The 15,143-nt window shown below is 56.5% G+C and carries 19 protein-coding genes and 1 pseudogene; 7 read left to right on the top strand and 13 right to left on the bottom strand.

Translation table 11 applies throughout. The annotated features are described in order from the left end of the window. Window positions 1-386: 386 nt before the first annotated feature. Both QRN31_RS31205 and QRN31_RS31210 read right to left on the bottom strand, forming a co-directional pair. The gene (locus QRN31_RS31205) at window positions 387-599 is read right to left on the bottom strand and encodes a DUF1059 domain-containing protein (RefSeq protein ID WP_285436769.1); all 213 of its coding nucleotides are present in this window, start codon (window positions 597-599) and stop codon (window positions 387-389) included. 138 nt (window positions 600-737) lie between these two features. Next, complete coding sequence (locus QRN31_RS31210; RefSeq protein WP_285436806.1) at window positions 738-2,024, bottom strand: MFS transporter; 1,287 nt, start codon at window positions 2,022-2,024, stop codon at window positions 738-740. Window positions 2,025-2,160: 136 nt separating this feature from the next. Here QRN31_RS31210 and QRN31_RS31215 point away from each other — a divergent pair, with 136 nt between their 5' ends. The 3 genes from QRN31_RS31215 to QRN31_RS31225 all read left to right on the top strand — a co-directional run bounded on the left by QRN31_RS31215 (window position 2,161) and on the right by QRN31_RS31225 (window position 4,066). Further along, window positions 2,161-2,619: a winged helix-turn-helix transcriptional regulator gene (locus tag QRN31_RS31215; RefSeq protein WP_285436770.1), complete on the top strand. Its 459-nt coding sequence runs from the start codon at window positions 2,161-2,163 to the stop codon at window positions 2,617-2,619. Window positions 2,620-3,024: 405 nt separating this feature from the next. Further along, window positions 3,025-3,330, top strand: a complete 306-nt coding sequence (locus QRN31_RS31220; RefSeq protein ID WP_285436771.1) for a panthothenate synthetase — start codon at window positions 3,025-3,027, stop codon at window positions 3,328-3,330. 283 nt (window positions 3,331-3,613) lie between these two features. Then, complete coding sequence (locus QRN31_RS31225) at window positions 3,614-4,066, top strand: hypothetical protein (RefSeq protein ID WP_285436772.1); 453 nt, start codon at window positions 3,614-3,616, stop codon at window positions 4,064-4,066. 25 nt (window positions 4,067-4,091) lie between these two features. On the opposite strand, the gene QRN31_RS31230 is transcribed toward QRN31_RS31225, so the two are convergent. The 4 genes from QRN31_RS31230 to QRN31_RS31245 form a co-directional block, all read right to left on the bottom strand. Continuing rightward, the gene (locus tag QRN31_RS31230; RefSeq protein ID WP_285436773.1) at window positions 4,092-5,045 is read right to left on the bottom strand and encodes a bifunctional helix-turn-helix transcriptional regulator/GNAT family N-acetyltransferase; all 954 of its coding nucleotides are present in this window, start codon (window positions 5,043-5,045) and stop codon (window positions 4,092-4,094) included. Window positions 5,046-5,154: 109 nt separating this feature from the next. After that, complete coding sequence (locus QRN31_RS31235; protein WP_502942532.1) at window positions 5,155-5,808, bottom strand: DUF2931 family protein; 654 nt, start codon at window positions 5,806-5,808, stop codon at window positions 5,155-5,157. 220 nt (window positions 5,809-6,028) lie between these two features. Next, window positions 6,029-6,688 (bottom strand): DUF2931 family protein, encoded by a 660-nt coding sequence (locus tag QRN31_RS31240; RefSeq protein WP_285436774.1) that lies wholly within the window; start codon window positions 6,686-6,688, stop codon window positions 6,029-6,031. Beyond that, window positions 6,688-8,235: a T6SS phospholipase effector Tle1-like catalytic domain-containing protein gene (locus QRN31_RS31245; protein ID WP_285436775.1), complete on the bottom strand. Its 1,548-nt coding sequence runs from the start codon at window positions 8,233-8,235 to the stop codon at window positions 6,688-6,690. The genes QRN31_RS31240 and QRN31_RS31245 overlap by 1 nt, the downstream gene beginning before the upstream one ends. Before the next feature lie 217 nt (window positions 8,236-8,452). Here QRN31_RS31245 and QRN31_RS31250 point away from each other — a divergent pair, with 217 nt between their 5' ends. Further along, complete coding sequence (locus QRN31_RS31250; protein WP_285436776.1) at window positions 8,453-8,854, top strand: hypothetical protein; 402 nt, start codon at window positions 8,453-8,455, stop codon at window positions 8,852-8,854. 166 nt (window positions 8,855-9,020) lie between these two features. On the opposite strand, the pseudogene QRN31_RS31255 reads toward QRN31_RS31250, so the two are convergent. Both QRN31_RS31255 and QRN31_RS31260 read right to left on the bottom strand, forming a co-directional pair. Beyond that, a pseudogene (locus QRN31_RS31255) lies at window positions 9,021-9,113 on the bottom strand (DUF1232 domain-containing protein); the annotation flags it as partial. A gap of 11 nt (window positions 9,114-9,124) precedes the next feature. Then, window positions 9,125-9,469 (bottom strand): cupin domain-containing protein, encoded by a 345-nt coding sequence (locus tag QRN31_RS31260; RefSeq protein WP_285436777.1) that lies wholly within the window; start codon window positions 9,467-9,469, stop codon window positions 9,125-9,127. A 211-nt stretch (window positions 9,470-9,680) separates the two neighbouring features. Here QRN31_RS31260 and QRN31_RS31265 point away from each other — a divergent pair, with 211 nt between their 5' ends. Next, window positions 9,681-9,980 carry a hypothetical protein gene (locus QRN31_RS31265; RefSeq protein WP_285436778.1) on the top strand — a complete coding sequence of 100 codons (300 nt, stop codon included), beginning with the start codon at window positions 9,681-9,683 and terminating at the stop codon, window positions 9,978-9,980. Window positions 9,981-10,041: 61 nt separating this feature from the next. Beyond that, on the top strand, window positions 10,042-10,257 hold the full coding sequence (locus QRN31_RS31270) for a hypothetical protein (protein WP_285436779.1): 216 nt from the start codon (window positions 10,042-10,044) through the stop codon (window positions 10,255-10,257). A 37-nt stretch (window positions 10,258-10,294) separates the two neighbouring features. Here the strand turns inward: QRN31_RS31270 and QRN31_RS31275 are convergent, their stop codons facing one another. From QRN31_RS31275 to QRN31_RS31285, 3 genes are read right to left on the bottom strand one after another with little or no spacing between them, the layout of a single operon-like run. Further along, window positions 10,295-11,158 (bottom strand): NmrA family NAD(P)-binding protein, encoded by an 864-nt coding sequence (locus QRN31_RS31275; protein WP_285436780.1) that lies wholly within the window; start codon window positions 11,156-11,158, stop codon window positions 10,295-10,297. A gap of 48 nt (window positions 11,159-11,206) precedes the next feature. Further along, window positions 11,207-11,746 carry a carbonic anhydrase gene (locus QRN31_RS31280; protein ID WP_285436781.1) on the bottom strand — a complete coding sequence of 180 codons (540 nt, stop codon included), beginning with the start codon at window positions 11,744-11,746 and terminating at the stop codon, window positions 11,207-11,209. A 28-nt stretch (window positions 11,747-11,774) separates the two neighbouring features. Then, window positions 11,775-12,518, bottom strand: a complete 744-nt coding sequence (locus QRN31_RS31285; RefSeq protein ID WP_285436782.1) for an SDR family NAD(P)-dependent oxidoreductase — start codon at window positions 12,516-12,518, stop codon at window positions 11,775-11,777. 230 nt (window positions 12,519-12,748) lie between these two features. Here QRN31_RS31285 and QRN31_RS31290 point away from each other — a divergent pair, with 230 nt between their 5' ends. Further along, window positions 12,749-13,672, top strand: a complete 924-nt coding sequence (locus QRN31_RS31290) for a LysR family transcriptional regulator (RefSeq protein ID WP_285436783.1) — start codon at window positions 12,749-12,751, stop codon at window positions 13,670-13,672. A 110-nt stretch (window positions 13,673-13,782) separates the two neighbouring features. Here the strand turns inward: QRN31_RS31290 and QRN31_RS31295 are convergent, their stop codons facing one another. Next, window positions 13,783-14,313 carry a hypothetical protein gene (locus QRN31_RS31295; RefSeq protein WP_285436784.1) on the bottom strand — a complete coding sequence of 177 codons (531 nt, stop codon included), beginning with the start codon at window positions 14,311-14,313 and terminating at the stop codon, window positions 13,783-13,785. A gap of 159 nt (window positions 14,314-14,472) precedes the next feature. Beyond that, window positions 14,473-14,943: an anti-virulence regulator CigR family protein gene (locus QRN31_RS31300; RefSeq protein ID WP_285436785.1), complete on the bottom strand. Its 471-nt coding sequence runs from the start codon at window positions 14,941-14,943 to the stop codon at window positions 14,473-14,475. Window positions 14,944-15,143: the final 200 nt, after the last annotated feature.

Raw genomic sequence — 15,143 nt, forward strand, 5'->3', positions numbered from 1 at the left:
TGCTTGATTCAGTTGTTAAAGAGCGGTTGGTTAAGATCTTTCGTCTCAACCGAGGTGCGCATCTTACAGCACACTCTCACAAAATGAAACCCTTAAAAGCGCATGATTTTTTCATTCAAATCAATTACTTACGCTAGGAGCAAGTTCAATATGCTCGTTAGCGGGAGGCGAATAATACAGGATTAAAACAGGTGGTCAACCCCCGTCTAAAAATTCTTTCCCCTCCCCAGAGCCTGGACGCTGACTCACCGCTTTTGGCGATGGCTGCCAGACGCCCATCGTCAACGCCAGGTCGATTACAGCACCTCGCGAAAGACCACCATTAAAGAATCGGGACAGATCACGATGGGTCAGCATTGCCGTCATCGTAGTCTGTCCCTTTTATGCTAAACGGGGCGCGGTGCTTCAACAGGTGGGGTACCGTCGTGAAACATCGTTTTCAGTTGAGCACGCAGCTCCGGTGAGTCGGTGTGCTTGTGAACACTGACCGCATGCTGTGCGGCAGCCTCGAGCAATTCGTTTTCAGAGTCTGCGCTGAGCGCTACGGAGCATTTGGAATCGCTTGGAAACTCGCGGCAGTCGATGTATTTACGCGCCATGATCTTCTCCTCTTTACGACGAAGGCAGGCCGTGACCTGCATGAACGATCACTCGACGCGCCACCCCATGTATTACCCAAGACCGCAGGTCGTATCGAGTGTGCTGACTTTTAAAGTATAGGCCTGCCTCAGCGGACATCAGCGAAGCGATGCCACTTGATGGGCCGTTAAGAGATGACGCGTGAGAAACCATAGAATCAATGTGCTAGCGCTGATCAAGGCGCCCAGCAGGCTGACTGCTGTCCAGCCCCAAAGCGCATACACCTGGGTCGCAGCGGCCGCGCCCAGTGCGCTGCCGACCGAGTAGAAGCACATATAGGCGCCGACCATGCGGCTTTGGGCGTCGGGGCGTGCCGCGAAAATGATGCTCTGGTTGGTGACGTGTATCGCCTGCACCGCAAAGTCGAGCACCACTACACCGCAGACCAGCGCGACCAGGGATGTCTCGGCAAACATGATGGGCAACCACGACAGCGTCAGTAGCACCAGCGAGATGCCGGTCACTCGTTGCCCATGACCTTGGTCGGCCCAGCAACCGGCTCTTCTGGCCGCAAGTGCACCGGCAATGCCTGCCAATGCAAACATGCCGATTGCCGTATGTGAGAGTGACAAAGGCGGGGCGCTCAATGGCAGCACCATGGACGTCCACAGCACGGAAAAAGCGGCAAAGATCATTAGACCCAGCAGGCCTCTGGCGCGCAGCGTGCGCTCGGTGATGAATAGTTTGAAGAGCGATCTTATGAGCGCCCGGTAAGGGGCTTGATGCCTTGGCGACGCGGTGACTGGAACCACCCTCCACAGCACCAACGCCAGTATCAGCATCAGCCCCGAGGACAGGAAATACACAGTGCGCCAGCCCGCGATGTCCGCGATCACGCCAGAGGTGAACCGCGCCAGCAGAATGCCCAGGACAATGCCACTGGTTACCGTCCCCACTGCCTGTCCGCGTTGCGATGGTGTTGCCAGCGCCGCGGCGTATGCCACCAGTACTTGAACAACCACTGCCAGCAAACCCATTACGATCATGGCACTCAACAGGGCGATCCATTGCTGTGCTGCGCCGACCGCCGCCAGCGCAATGGCAGACAGCAGTACCTGACTCAAAATCAGCCGCTTGCGGTTGATCAGATCGCCAAGCGGAACGATGAAAAGCAGCCCCAACGCGTATCCAATCTGAGTCGCGGTCACCACAACCCCGATCATGGATGAGGCGACACCCAGACTCTGAGCCATTGAGTCGAGTAGCGGTTGTGCAAAGTAAACGTTGGCTACTGCAAGCGCACAGGTGACAGAAAACAGTAGCGTGAGCGAAGCAGAGAGTCCTGGGGCTCGGTGAGCCCTTGTACTTTCTTCGATATCCGCAGGCGGCAATGCCGAAGGCTGACTGAGGAAACGCTGGGTAGCGGGGTCAGTATCTGCTGTCATGTACGCCTCCTTGGCGCTAAACTGGTTGCAATTAAAAACCAGATCGATTGTTGTCGTATCTTGTTTCAAATTGCAACCACATTGCACCAGCTCGGTGGACAGGCTTGGCAAACACCCATTTCGGAAGGTTAAAAAAATGGTCGCAGACGCGTCACCGCAAAGCAGCGAATGCCCGGTAGCAAGAACACTCGAGGCCATCGGAGATCGCTGGTCGCTCATGATCATCCGCGATGCCTTCGATGACATCCGACGATTCAGCGAATTTCAAAAGAGCTTGGGCGTAGCGAAAAATATTCTGACATCACGTCTGAAAACGTTGGTTGCAGTCGGGGTATTCGATGTACGACCCGCGTCCGATGGCAGCGCCTACAAGGAATATGTGCTGACAGAAAAAGGACGCGAGATCTTTCCGGTGGTGGTCAGCATGAGGCAGTGGGGCGAACGTTATCTGTTCAAACCGCAGGAGACGCGTTCTGTGCTGTTGGATAAACAGTCAGGCCAGCCGCTGATGCCGCTGGATGTTCGCTCATCGAAAGGTCAGAAACTTGGCCCAACTGACTGTCACAGGGTGCGACTCGTTGACGGCAGGTCGTGAGGCGATAGCAGCTACATAATAAGAAGGCTATCGCGCGACTTTCTGAAAAAGCCGGAGGCAATCCATGAGCAAACAACCTCAGCCCCGCAGTCGCTCCAACCCTCAGCCCCGATCTCGTCCGGTAGTACCTGACCTGCCTGCCAAAACGGGCAATAAACGTGGGGGTTTACGCGACATCTATGCGCCGAAGCCGTCGAAGCCGTCGAATTGAGCCCGATGCCAAGACTTTTTCAATTCTCGACATGAAGCTTCATGACCATCCGTAACCCTGCCCCGAGGGACCGCACACGCTTGGCTATTCTTGATGACACGCGCTGCGAAGATTGTTGAATCGATGGCCAGCGGCACGGGCACCAGGCGCATAGGCCTGGTTACAGGTTTGCGGGTCGAGCAGAGGATTGAATCATGAAGATGTTAATGATGGTCGAATGCCCTAATGAACCCTTCAACTCCCTTATCAAAGCCGGGACGGCCGGCCAGGTGATTGAGCGCATTCTGGAGAGCATCAAGCCGGAGGCGGCTTACTTTACTGAGCAGGATGGCATGCGTGGCGGGATTTTTCTGGTCGACGTCAATGAGCCATCCGATATCCCCGCGTTAGCCGAACCCTTTTTTCTTAACTTCAATGCCAGCTGCAAGTTTCGCATCATGCTGAGCGCGCAAGATCTGCAAAAAGCTGATCTGGGAAGGCTCGGGCAAACCTGGGGGTGAGGCGCCTCCATTGCTGCCTTCTATAGTCATCATCAGTTCTCTTGAAACTCCGGGGCGTAATATCGCTTCCATACTCAACAACGCCGCGCTGCATAAATGATTGGCTTTAGCGCTGTACTCAAATAAAAACCCGGCCTCATCAGTCGGGTTTTTTAACGCCCTACCCTCCAAGCCTCTCCACTAAGCAGGTAGATGGAATTTCGCTCGGGCTACACCAAGGAGGTGATTCATGAGCTATACCGGCTAATCTCCTATTGCAGTTCTTCAATACCGGAGGTTGGCAATGAAGCTCAGATATTCACTGACCGCTCTATTGATCAGCGCAAGTCTCTTTGGCTGCGCCACTTCATCACAACCAGGAGCGAGCGTCACCTTGGTTGCCACCCGACAGAACACCGGTCAGATCGGCAATGTGACATTGTCTGACTGGGGCAAAGAAACCGGACTCAGCTTCTTCATCAGTGGCGCGCCAAGTGGATCGATATTGCCCTTGCGCCTTTACACGTTCATCAATAAAGGTAGTTGCCAGCAACCTGGGCCCGTCGCTTACGCCATGAATGATCGCGTCAACACCGAACGCCAAGCGGTGCGTGGTTGGTCATTCTCAAGATCCGCACCGGTCGCTTTGCCGGTCCTGCTGTCCGGTGAGTACTCCATCGTCGTGCGAAGTGCACCGGACAGTGGCAACGTTGATATCTTTTGTGGAGATATCAAAAGCGGCGGCGCAGTAAAATAGCTGCGGCGGGAGCCAATTCGGATGTTTACGGCGGGCAGCGCCGTACATAACACTGCTCGGTAACCCGTGCGCCCCATTGCTCCCCCTCTTGCTCCTGTTCTAATTCAAAACCAGCTACTTCATAGAGTTTACGCGCGACATCGAGCCCCTTGAATGTCCAGAGCCTTGTCGCGCAAAAGCCGTGTTCGTCACAGAACTTAATGGCTTGCGCCAATAAGCGCTTGCCTGCGCCTTTGCCCCGAGCCGAGTCATCAAGAATAAAGCAACGCAGAATTGCTTCGCCGCCCTCTCCTTCGCCATCTATGGCGATGGAACCGACAATCCGCTGACCATCCAACGCCACCCAAACTTCATTGCGTGGATTGTCCAAACGCCCCATCAACTCTGCCATGTCTGCAGCAACCAGACTTTCGAACGGCTGGCCGAAGTTCGCAAGCCTGGCGTAGTAGTCGGCATGCATCTGCACAATTCGGCCGATGATGCCGGGCCGGTAACCCCGAGCGATGTCCAGAGGCGCCGAGGGCGGCTGAGCGATGCCGAGTCGATGCGCGTGCAGAGCTGCGGCATAGTTGGCGATGCCCTCACTGACTGCCTGCTGTTGCTCGGTGGTTAAGTGTGACATCGCCGTACTTACTTGTTCCCTGGCGAATGAATCAATGGCTCGCAGGGTCTCCATGCCCTTTGCCGTGAGTTGCAGCTTCTTGGAACGGCCATCTTCCTCGTTCAGGACTTCCTCGATCTCGCCCGCGTCAATCAACTTGCGGACCATGCGGCTCACCGAAGACTTCTCCAGGCCGAGAAGCTCCACAAGTTCCACGGCAGTCAACGAACTCCGCTCACCGATTTCCACAATTGTGTGAACCGACGAAGGCGGATAGTCCGTCGCCGCCAGAGTGGCTTGCATGAACCCCAGCTCGCGCACCATGAGGCGCGACGTTGAACGGACTTGGTTGATCAGGTCTGGCGGAGAATGAGTCACGGGGAGCACCTCAATCGATGGCTATTTAGTTGTATAGCACAACTAAATAGCCATCGATTGAGATGGATTGTGATCTTGGGGTCGCTTTTTTTGTTTTTTGGGGCGGCGATTACCAACTGCCGTATGGAATTCCATATTGGCCAATGTAGCGCTTCGCCTTTTCACTAACTGGATACGCGTATTGCCCCTGACTTTTACCTTGGTCTGGCCCCAACGGTTCTATCTCTGCTTGGGCGCGAGCGACCTTGATGGGTTTCATGCATTTATCCGAGACCCACACCTGAGCGATTCCGCCTGGAGCGAGGCCGACGTAGACCAGCGCGATAGTGCCGGTCGGTTCGTTGGGCTCTGACGGGCAAGGTTCATTGACCGTCGCACGCATTATTTCCCGGGCCTTCTCAGGTATGTCGATCCAGACTCTGTAGGTTTTCGACTCGACAACGGACTGCCAGCGAACGTAGATACGTTTTGGCAAATCGGCACCAACAACCTCCCGAATACCCCCGGTTATTTGGCCCCATCCCCGAGCTGACTCCGTACCGTCTTCAGGCTCGTTCCCCGCCGCCGTCCCGCCGCCTGTACGGCGCAATAATTTGCCGTTGATGTCTTCGACTTGACTGTCTTCGACCCAAACTTTCATGTAGTTAGGCTGGTTGAAGCTGAGGCTCCACCATTTTCTGGTGAGCTCGCTATTTGAGGAAAGGTCTGAAGCCTGGCAGTCAAGGATCGAAAAGGCACTGACGAACATAAATAATGTGTGCATCAGAATGAGTGCTGACCGTAGTAGTGTTGCAGTCATTACCAACTTCCGTATGGAGTGCCATGTAGCGGACATACCGCTTCGCCTTATCACCAACTGGATACACTGATTTCCCCTCCGCCTTACCCTGACTAGGCGCTATAGCCGGAATTGCAGTTGCTGATAAGAGGAGCAAAAGAAAGCGGGCGGTGTTCAGGCGCCCGTTTTTTTTGTGCGGTATGTATTACCAACTGCCATAAGGGATCCCGAATCGCTCGATATAGCGCTTCGATTCTGCACTAACCGGATAAGCATAACGCCCTTCAGTTTTACCTTGGCTTGGCCCCAAAGGCTCCACTTCCGCCTGTGCGCGTGCAACTTTGATCGATTTCAAGCATCTGTCGGTCACCCAAACCTGCACGATGCCCCCCGGAGCAAGTCCGAGGTAAACCATTGTCAGGTAATTGGCAGGCTCTTGAGGTGTCGCCGGGCAACGCTCATTCACCGAAGCGTGCATTAGCTGCCGTGCTTCCTCAGGAATATCGACCCATGCCCGATATGTTTTCGACTCAACGATGGACTGCCAACGTACATAAATACGCTTCGGTAGATCCGCACCGACTACGCCACGAATGCTACTGCTTATATTTTTATTCCAGCCACGAGCAGATTCAGTGCCGTCTTCTGGCTCACTACTCGCTGCGGTGCCGCCTCCAGTTCGACGGAAAAGCTTGCCGTTTATGTCCTCAACAGCAGTGTCTTCCACCCAAACTTTCATATAAGAAGGCTCAACAAAACTGAGACTCCACCACTCATTCTTCGGGTCGTTTTTGCCAGAGAGCAAGTCACCTGCATGGCAACCCACTATAAAAAATGCGCCCAGTAAAATGAGGATCGAGCGCATCAGAATGTTCTCCAGGTAGAGTCAGGGACGTGAGGATGTCGTACACGAACACCGTCGCTCGTAGGCGCATTGGTGTAGCGGATGGTCAGGCCACGCTCACGGCTTGCCCCTATTGGGTTACTCCAATTTGCAGACATGTGAATGTATTTGAGTTTCAACAGTTTCTCTTCGGCAGGTTGCGGCTCGTAGTTACCTGCCAGAACCCTGTCGCAAAATGGTTGGAGCTCGGAAGGTACGGAGTACTCCGGTGTATCCGGGATATCGTTCAATTGCACGCCTTTCTCCGTCGCCAATTTGTGCATCAACCGAAGATACACCGTCGAAAGCTTGCCATTGACCGTCCGATTGAGTTGCAGGCCTGCGTAAACCCGAAGTTCTTTTAGTCCTATCTTTTCCAGCGATGCATCTATCGCCAACGTCGGCTTGGGGGTGACAACATCCAGCATCGTTTCGGGCCAACCGTTGGCGATCATTTTTGCCTTTTGCTGCATCGCATCCCGATAGATGGATGTAGTTTTAACATCGGTACCATTTGGCACCGTGAGTGCCTGCATGGGACCTACCAGCACGCACTCCTCCACTTCTTCACGATAACCACCTCCAATATCGGAGTGCACCCCAGGTACAGGGATCTCAGGATGCGCGGGAATAACAGTGCTCAAAGCAAAATTGGCGCGCCGTTCATCTCGGGCGGTCAATTGAACGACATCGGTAAAGTATTTACGATCCAGGTACAACTTGATTCCGGGTGCGGCAGGGCTTTGGATATTTCCCAGATTAGTGAATCCCGCGACTGAAGGGACAGTATCGAACAAACCAATGAAGCCCATCAAAATTTCGCTGTTGTACTGCCCCGTAAATCTAGCGCTGAAGCCAGCAGAGTTGCTGCGCAACACCTCTCCCAACGGCCCCTGACTACAACGTACAACTTCGTTTGCAAAATGCCTGGCGGCTGCAGCCCCTCGACTGAAACCAAAGGTATCGAAGGTCAACGAAGTGATCTCATCTCCAGGGTTTTGATCGATAGCCTGTTTAACCAAGGCTTTCAGTAAAGAAAATGCGTTTTGGACTTTGCCCGCAACACCCGTGGCGCCGCGTCCGGTTGCGGCATTCCCGAAGCTGTCTTCGTTTCCGCTTTCGGTGCCTATACCTTCGACGTAAAGGCTTCGTAACATCAACTTGGTCGATCCTTCACCCTTTACATCTTTGGCTGCTGGATAAAGCTCATAAAGCTTGAAGACATTACTCACATCATTCCCGTAACTCCCTTCGGGGTCCGCCATGTAAGGCTTACAACTCGCATCGACATCTGTCGGCAGAATCGGATGATGTGCGCCGCAAAGCAGTCCCGAAGCAGAGTTGCTGGCATTGTTCAGCGTCCCGTCAAAGAACACTCCAATGCGCAACGCGACCCTGACCTTCTCTTTTGCGGGAGCCGGTGCTTTGCCGTGTTTCTCATATTCGGCCCAGCGGTTGGCATGGATATCGACGGGTTTGGCTTCGTCGTATCGATAGTTTTTCGGGGGGTTGGGTACGTATCCACTCATTCCTTGATCACCTGGCTCCTTGGTGCAACGGGCGCTGAGGGTGCCACCGTGGATCCAATCAAGCAACGCGTAGCCCGATGCCATCATTCTGGGAAGAACAGTTCGTCCATCCATTGCCGACGTCGATAGTCACCATCAACTCAATGAAGTTCTCTTAAAAACTCCGCGGCGTAACATCGCCTCCATACCAAACAACTACACCCCGGAGCACACCATCATGAAACGCCAACTCTTCCTCAGCATCGCTTTCTCGGTTTTTGCAGTTAACGCTTTCGCCGCTACTTCGACTCACCCGGTTGTCGCTGAAGGCGGCTCGGATCGTCTGATTGAAAGTCGTGTGGCTGAGGGTGGTTCGGATCGTCTGATCGAAAAACGCGTTGCCGAAGGTGGTTCCGACCGCCTGATCGAGAAACGCGTTGCTGAAGGTGGCTCGGATCGTCTGATCGAGAATCGTGTTGCCGAAGGCGGTTCGGATCGCTTGATCGAAAAACGCGTCGCCGAAGGTGGCTCGGATCGTCTGATCGAGAATCGTGTTGCTGAAGGTGGCTCTGACCGTCTGATCGAAAAACGAGTTGCCGAGGGTGGTTCCGACCGTCTGATCGAAAGCCGCGCTGCATAAATGCTTGGTTTCACCGCACTACTCAACGCAAAAGCCCGGCCTGAACAGCCGGGCTTTTTCGTGTGCAATTGATCGGTTTTGTTTGCCGCCCTCCCTTCAAAGAAAATAAGCCCCGCAGACACCCGCCGCAATGAGCCAGACCAGTACGATGATCACCGCAGCCAGCGAGCAGAATGCCAAGCGGCAAAAGGATCACGTCCTCCAGGTATCCCAGTACAGGAATGAAGTCAGGAATGACGTTGATTGGACTCAGCGCATAGGAGCGCGAAATTACGTCTGCCGCACAATATCGACCGAGATCTCCACCGCTGCAATCGTTCCTCGATTCTCAAGCCAATGGGTGGTGTACCTGTCCTCGGGCCAGCCCACGCCCGGCCCATAGTCGGTCGCGATGCCATTACGATGATCGGTGATCGTTCCTTGCAGGATGTAGACGGTGCCGGGTCTGTCCACATGGTTGTGAATCGGCCCGAAGACGCCGCCGGGCTCGATAGTCACCCGACGCATTCTGAGTTGGCGCCCTGCCATGCCCTCGATCTCGGGCCCCAGATCAATCGTTGCCAACAAGTCCACCGTCACGCCTTTCGTCTCAGGTGCCACCTGTTCGTCGCTCATGGCGCGCCTCATTGTAAAAACAGGGCCTGACTTTAAGTAGAGACGCTTAAAGCGCCGATCAGTCGGGAGGCGACGAAGGGTCGATTGTTTGGTCCAGAATTCAGGCTTTTTTGTCCGCGCTTCCCATGGGCAGGCGCAACACCAACTAATCTCAACAGGGCACGGTACGAGCCAATCCACGCCTCAAACCTCTTGATCCAGGGGAGATGAGATGACCGGTTTAACAGCGCATCAATGCTCGTCATGGGTTCTGCCTTCCCTGCTCGCCATCAGCGTGGCGCTGACAGCGGGCTGCGCGGGCAAACCGGCCTCGACGCGTTATCTGGCTTCAAACGCCAGCAGTGCTTGCTACGCAAAAGCCCTACCCACGGCTGGTGAGGGCGGCCTGGCATGGGGGAACACGTTGGGCATGGCGCGCAAGAAATCCCTCGATAATTGCATTCGCTATGCCGGCCGCTCCGGGGGCACGCCAGACACCTGCAAAGTGGTGTTGGCGCAATGCAAGAACTGATCAACACCACGGCGCCTTAGCGCAATGGAGTGTCCGCACACGCACCTGCGCGAGGGGTCCATTGGCAGGCGAAAACACCGTTGCAGAATCAGCGGTCCCACCGGCTGCGCTTCCAGGTTTCAACCAGCCTCAGGGCGCTGAATCCAAGGAAGACAAGGCCGACAAAAAAGGCGAGGAAGCGGCCGGCTCAAACTCAGGAGCCGACTCGCAGGCCACGGAAAAAGATGCGCAGACTTCGAGCGGCTCCAGGGACGTTGAGAAAAAACCCAAGCCATAAGGGGTGAGCCGTTGGCTTGAGTGGCCGGATTGTTGGCTTACATCAGCAATTCCCGGTGCTGCTCTATGAACTGCGCTGGCGTCAGCAGTGCCTGGCCGATGATGGTCGTGCCGGTGTCATCGAGGCCTTCGAGACGCTTTTCCCGTTGGTCGATCTTCACGGCATTGAAGTGCACGGCAAACGCCGGGGCATGATCCAGGCCCAGCATACGAACAAACTCCTCGACGCTGACTTGCTCATAGCGTACGTCCTTGCCGAGCGTGCGGCTCAGCAGCCCCGCCAGTTCTTCGTGGCTGTACTCGATCGGTCCGTGCAGCGGGTAAGCCTTGTCGCCGTGACCTTGTGGATTGAGCAGGATGTTGGCGACAACCAGGGCAATGTCGCTGGCCGCAATCGGCGCAAACCGGCTGTCGGCGTCGAACGGTGTGAGGTAGCGGCCCTCACGAATGAGCGGCGCGATGTAGAGCATCCATTGCGCGAAAAAGGTGACCCGCAGGTGCGTGGTCGGGACGCCTGACCAGGTGAACACTTGCTCTGACATCCAATGATTCAGGGTCGCCTGGCTACGTGCGTCGGGGCGTGATTGTTTGTGCGACATGTTGACGATGTGCGTCACGCCCTTTTCTTTGGCGGCCTGGGCAAACAACGCCGCTGCCTCCACCAGGCCATCGCTCAAGGGATAGCAGAAGTAAGCCCCTTCGACGCCCTCCATGGCCGGACGTAGTGACTTCAGGTCCAACAGGTTGCCGACACACACCTGGGCGCCCATGTCCTTGAGTGTTTGCGAACGCGCGTCCTCGCGATGAACGAAGGCTTTCACACGATGACCCTGTTCAAGCAGGAATTTCACGGTCGGGGCGCCGGTAGCGCCGGTGGAGCCTGTCACCAGAAATGTTTTCATTGTTTGTCTCCAAAATCAGAAAATGCAGCACGAATAAAGTCGATGGGTTTATTCAGGTCTGAGCAGGCTGGCGGGCACCACCGTGTCGATGCGCCCGGTGGTCACGTCGTAGACCAGCCCTGTCACGGTGAATCCACCTGGCAGGTTTGGATTGGCTTTCAAGGCCGCCACATCAACCCCGACCGCTTTGTAGGGGTCGTCGATTTCCAGCGCCGCCAGATCGTTCTCGGACACACCCATGTGTTTGGCCAACAATGCGGGCGCGTGGTGATAGCAGCCGCTGATGCCACAATCGGTGTGGTGCAGGACGATCAGGTTCCAGCCCTGGCCGACCGCCGCGCCACCGACGCGGGACACGGTGCCGAGGATGGCCATCGTCTCAAACAGCGCCGGGTTCACGCGGCCACCGACGTTGCGGATCACGGCAGCCTCGCCGGGGGCCAGCTTGAGCACATCCATCGGATCGACGCGGGGGTCGACACAGCCAAGGATCAGCGTTTTTTGTGAAGGAATAATCTTGAGGTCGGCACGAAAACCGGTTGCGGCGAACTCGGCGTTACGTTGGGTCAACGTCTGTAAAAAGTTCATGATGAGCTCCGTCGAACACGTGGGAGGATCAGCCGCGCTGCGGCAACCGGGTGGACATCATCGCCTGCACTTTCTGCGGATCGACGGTGAAGGCCTGGTGGATGCCACGGGTCTGGGCGCCGGCGATGACTTCATCGTTGGTGCCCGCTTCGATGGCATCCAGGGCATCAGTCACGACTTCTACCGGGCTGAGTCGGGGCTGCGGCAGTCTGGCGCCCATCGCTGTGTCGGTTTGCACGGCCAGAACGCCGACCACTTGGGTGCCCTGCCCACCCAACTCGGCCCGGATACTGCGGGTGAGCGACAAGCCGGCAGCCTTGGAGGCCGAGTAAGTCGCGGCCATCGGCAAGCTGATGAGCGATAGCATGGACAACATGTTCAGCACCGCGCCGCCGGACTTCGCCAGTACGGGTGCAAAGGCCCGGGTGAGTGCCAGCGGACCGAAGTAATTGACTTCCATTTCAAGCCGGGCGTCTTGCAGGTCAGGTGCCGAAATGGCGCCGTCGAACGCGGCATAGCCGGCGTTGTTGATCAACAGTGTGACGTCACTGGCCACGCTGGCCGCCGCGGCCACTTGATCGGGATCGGTCACGTCCAGCGGCAGCGGCACCAGACGGCGATCGCCGTCCTTGAGCAGTTCGGCCAACGAGGCGGTATCGCGGGCGGCGATGTAGATCTTCGCGACACCACGCTTGAGCAGCTCTTCGACAAAGGTGCGGCCGATGCCGCGATTGGCGCCTGTCACCAGGGCAATGGAGTGGGCAATCTTCATGCGGTATTCCTCGCTATGCAGTGAATTTTCCAGCGACAACGGCGCCAGTCAGTTCGGGGAAGCGCTGGAGGGCTTCGGCTCCGATGGACCAACTATGTCGTCGCGCCCAAATCTGCGGTAGCGGTCGAATCAGGCTAAGATTTATCTCGAATCAGCATTAATCATCGCCTGCGGCACTTGCGACGCTCGTGGGTGATCGTCACGGGCTCGCTCAAGACAGGTAAACCGGCATGCCGTTGAAAGACATCCTCGCCTTGCGGCTGTATACCCGCGTAGCCCGACTCGGCAGCTTCTCGGCCGCTGCACGGGAAAGCGGGCTGGCACAGTCCCAGGTGTCGCGGATGATTGCCGAGCTTGAGGCAAGCCTGGGCGCGCGGCTGCTGTCGCGGACCACACGGGCCGTGGTGCCGACCGAGGCAGGGATGGAGTTTCTGGCGCGCATGGAACCGATCCTGGCGGCGGTCGACGATGCCGAGAACAGCGTGCGCGAGACTGGAGAATTGCGGGGTTTGCTGCGTATTGGCATGCCCTCGACGATGGGCATCCGCGTGGTCATCCCCAGGTTGTCGGCCTTTACTGAACGTCACCCGATGCTGCACCTGGAGCTGATGCTCGAAGATCAGTGGCAGGACATGGTCAAGGAAGCTGTCGACATCGGCATCCGCGTGGGCAACTTGCCGGACCTGGCGGGTACGGCCAGACGGATTGGCACCATGCAACGGGTGATTGTGGCCTCTCCGGCTTACCTTGCACGCCACGGCACGCCTGTGACTCCGACCGACCTGGAGCGACACCGGATCGTCGGTGGTCCGGCAGGCTCGCAGGCTTCGTCCTGGCAGTTCGAACGCGATGGCACGGTGTCATCCATCAACCTCGCCCCACAATTTTCGACCAACGATACCGCCGGGGCGCTGGCGGCCGCGGCAGGAGGCCTTGGCATCGTTTCGACCACGTCCTGGGCCTGCGCGCTGGAGTTGGCCAGTGGCACCCTGGTGCATCTGCTTGCGGAATGGAAAATGGCCGACCTGCCCGTCCATGCGTACTTTCCGCAGGGACGCGCGACTCGTCTCGCGGCGCGTGCATTTGCCGACTTCCTCGCCACCACGCTCGGCAGTGAACAGACGGAATCTGCCACTTCGGCAGACGGTGCATAAACAAGGAAGTGCTGCCCTCCTCGCGTCATGCCAAGCGTGCGTTCGGGTGTTTGCGGGCTAAAGCGAGGCTCAATGAAAACGGGCGCCATCAAGGCGCCCGTTTTTCAGTGTCAGTGCGTTTTATTCGAGATCGAGTTGCCAATCTTGCTTAACCCTTTGGTGTTGTGATCACCGGGCGTTGTGGTCGCAATGGCCCTGGCTTTCGCTAAGCCGCGCGTATCTTTGGAATGGGCGACGCCAGAAGTCGTTGCGCCGTGACCGCGATCACTGCCGTAACGGTTTCCGCTTACACCGCGGTCGCGAACTGCCTTGCCGGTATGATCGCTGGCCAGCCCTTTACCGTGTCCGTTGCTGTCGGAGCGACCGTCATGATCCGCGTCGCTATGGCTGCCGCTCATACCGCCGCTATGGCCGCCACTCGTACCGCCGCCATGGCCACCACCGTTTCCGCCACTGTTTCCACCACCATGGCCCCCTCCGTTACCGCCACCGCCACCGCCACCGCCTCCATTACCACCGCCACCGCCATCTTTCGCATAGGCAGAGCCCATGATGGACAGGTCAACGGGGAGCAATGGCGCAGCTGCAAGCATCAAGGCGCAGGAAAAGACCGCAAAGAGACTTTTATTCTTTAAAAGCATGATGGCTTCCGTAGGTTGATATCGCGTGTCATAGGACGCGATAACCCGGTTTCGGTTCCGGGTGTTGCGACGGACGGAAGCTTTGGAGACATACCGGAGTTACACGAAAAAAAAAGCCTCTTTGGGTAATGAGATTCAGGCGCTTTAACGCCTCTACAGTTAATCAAAAGCACCGTTCAAAACTTCGTATACAAGCCCCGTCGCCAGCGTGACCAGGATCAAGTCAACCCCCACTTGCTGCCACTCGTACCCGTCGTAATGAGGCAATCTGCCCACCAGGCGGCCATCCAGTTTTTTGGCAATCCCCGGCGGTAATGGCTTGCCGCGAGCGAGGTTTTTCTGAATACCGGGGGGCAACGCAGGACCAGGATTCCAGTAGTCCCGGTGGCCGCCAATAATCCCCAGGATACTGTCGCGGTTGACGCTCGGACCACGATCCCAATTGCTGCCCGCTGTATTTTTGCCTTTATTGGCATGACCGGCCTGATTGCCATGATCCTGACTGCTCTGCGGGTTTCCCTTGCCATTACCCTGGCCATTTCCATTTCCAGGGTCAGCCAGTGCAGCAGTCGAACCACAGACCAGTGCAAGGCTTGTAACAGCGGCAATCAGTGAGCGGGATCTGAACATCAAGTCGTTCCTTCAGCGGAGAGAAAGCTCCCTGACTGTAGTCGCTTTCAACGGTGTGGGTTTTATGTCTCACGGCCAGCGCTTCGCTCACCGACGCATTGTTGACATAACTCAATGAGTTTCCGTCGTTCAGGCGTAAAAAATACTGATCGCCCGTCATCTCTCACGCACTTTACAGAGGACTCCATCATGAACGACTT

The sequence above is a fragment of the Pseudomonas sp. fls2-241-R2A-110 genome (assembly GCF_030209165.1).
Taxonomy (GTDB): Bacteria; Pseudomonadota; Gammaproteobacteria; order Pseudomonadales; family Pseudomonadaceae; genus Aquipseudomonas.